The sequence below is a fragment of the Phyllobacterium sp. P5_D12 genome (genome assembly GCF_054049495.1).
The window spans coordinates 1-2,091 of the sequence record NZ_JBFUMG010000680.1; the positions used below are offsets into that span (position 1 = coordinate 1).

Here is a 2,091-nt window from a genome sequence, read left to right on the forward strand (position 1 = left end):
GCAATATTCATAATGGTTCATGACGGCGGACAATCCAGTCTTTTGACTCAACCCTCTCTCCGAGGCAGCTGGAGATTTGTTAGTTACGCGCGTCCTCTAAGAGAAGGTAATCTCTTTCAGGACCAACCATTTGTCGTCATGCGTGTTGAGAACGGGCAAGCCACGAACATGCCCCGGTTCGATCGTGGGGACTGATCAGGTCATTCATCGGTACAGTTCCATCAATGGTGGGAGAAAGACATAGTATTCAAAAGCCCAAGAGGGCTTTCCATGAATCGCCGAAGACTGATTTTCTCAATGCGGAATCAAGACGGCGGTGGTCATGTCGACCGAGAGCTAGACGACGCGGCTTATATCGAATTTTCTCGTGGTGATCCAAAATGGTCCCTCGATAATGGGACCAGTGTTACACCATTTTCCCCGCGGCCACATCTTCCGACAGTTCGACACATCGCATTTGAACTTGAAAAAACCCTTGTCGACGCGGGTATTGCCGCACCGCTGTGATCAGTGGCGCGATTTAGAGTTTGTACAATGTTGCCCCAAACGTTGCCCCAGAAGGGCCTTGAAAAGCAAAAGGCTCAGCGATTTCTCGCTAAGCCTTTGATTTAACTGGCTCCCCGGGCCGGATTCGAACCAGCGACCGATCGGTTAACAGCCGATTGCTCTACCACTGAGCTACCGGGGAATAGCTGCTTATTTCATCAGCGAAGTGGCCTATAGCAAAAGGGTTTCGCTTTTGCAAAGGACCATTTCGCTTTTTTTCGACTTATGTGCATAACAGAATGATGACATGGGGCGAAAGCGTACCTACATCCGGCTCTGGATTTGGTTTAATCGAAAGAGAAGATTTTTGTCTGAAGACCCGGAAGATAAGCAAAGCCAGGCGAATTCCGCGCATCACGGCCACAGGAAGCGCCGGCATATGCGCATTTTAGGCCGCCATATACCCGTTCCACAATCGGTGGCGATGCGTCGCACGCTTGGCGGAGCTCTGGTTGCCGGAGGTGCGCTCGGTTTCCTGCCTGTTCTCGGTTTCTGGATGGTCCCGCTCGGTCTGGTCGTCCTTTCACAGGATTCGGCGCTGGTACGGCGTAAACGCCGTCAGATCGAAGTGAAGCTCGGCCGCCGCTGGAAAACCGGCTGGTTTGCGTCAGACAAGGACAAAGACTGAGAAGTTCTGTTCCGCACAAGCACATCGAGACAGTTACGATTGTTTGCGGCTTCTCATTTTACGTATTGCGGCACAAATCAAAAACGGCTATTCGGAATGCCGCAAGTGACGCTGTTCGGAATGAAATTTTGTCACTTCCATAAGTAGTTAATTTCATTAGCTATTTTGATGTTGAGGCCTCGTGGCGGAGTGGTTACGCAGAGGACTGCAAATCCTTGCACCCCGGTTCGATTCCGGGCGAGGCCTCCATTCACAAAATTTACCATATAAGTAACTGATTTGATTGTTAAATTTTTAGGTGTGGGGCTTTGGGACGCCACTCCAATGCATTTGAGAACGCCGATACCGGTTAAGGTGAAAGTACTGCTGGACAACTGGCGGTTGGAAGTCAGGCGTTCGCTTGCGCGCCGGAACGCTCATTCACTTTACGGCCTCAATATCCTCCAGCTTCCAGGTCTTGTCGAAGTACGGTTCGCCAGGTCCGTAGAACCGGAATATGGGAAACCGGCCCCTACCGGGAACAGTCTTAATCCAGTTGCCTTTTTCCTTTGGCTCATCCGGTCCAAAGGCGATGTCGACGGACCCATCTGAATTGATTTGAGGTTTCACGTAGCTGCTGACGGAAGGAAAYGGCTGACCGTTCTGCAATTCCGAGCGGCTGAGCGCATCGTAGACAACGACCGACCAGAAATTTTTGGCCGGTATGTTGGGAAGGATGTGCAGCTTGTAGTTCTTTGCGCCGTCGAGGAAGTTGCCATCCCCATCGCGGTAGGTCCAAAGATACTGCGAACCTTGCCCGACGTTCTTGGCCATCATCGCAGGTGAATTGCCTGCAGCCATGTAATAGACATTGTTGCGGGCATCGATTTGCGGCGCGCCATCCTTGCTGAACGTGTAGGTCATGCCCTCCTGTATCC

At 51.5% G+C, this 2,091-nt stretch carries 2 protein-coding genes and 2 tRNA genes; 2 read left to right on the top strand and 2 right to left on the bottom strand.

The annotated features are described in order from the left end of the window. Positions 1–613 precede the first annotated feature (613 nt). Positions 614–688: transfer RNA gene (locus ACXJ5O_RS25210), tRNA-Asn, on the bottom strand. Positions 689–925: 237 nt separating this feature from the next. On the opposite strand from ACXJ5O_RS25210, the gene ACXJ5O_RS25215 reads away from it, so the two are divergent. Both ACXJ5O_RS25215 and ACXJ5O_RS25220 read left to right on the top strand, forming a co-directional pair. Next, positions 926–1,174: a hypothetical protein gene (locus ACXJ5O_RS25215; protein ID WP_457302298.1), complete on the top strand. Its 249-nt coding sequence runs from the start codon at positions 926–928 to the stop codon at positions 1,172–1,174. A gap of 175 nt (positions 1,175–1,349) precedes the next feature. After that, positions 1,350–1,423, top strand: a tRNA-Cys gene (locus ACXJ5O_RS25220). A gap of 171 nt (positions 1,424–1,594) precedes the next feature. On the opposite strand, the gene ACXJ5O_RS25225 is transcribed toward ACXJ5O_RS25220, so the two are convergent. Then, positions 1,595–2,091: DUF1214 domain-containing protein (locus ACXJ5O_RS25225; RefSeq protein ID WP_457302299.1), on the bottom strand; the 497-nt coding region annotated here is incomplete at its 5' end.

What these genes read in the sequence shown, in the direction of transcription:
- ACXJ5O_RS25215 (WP_457302298.1), top strand. Translation starts at nt 926, where the DNA reads ATGCGCATTTTAGGCCGCCATATACCCGTTCCACAATCGGTGGCGATG.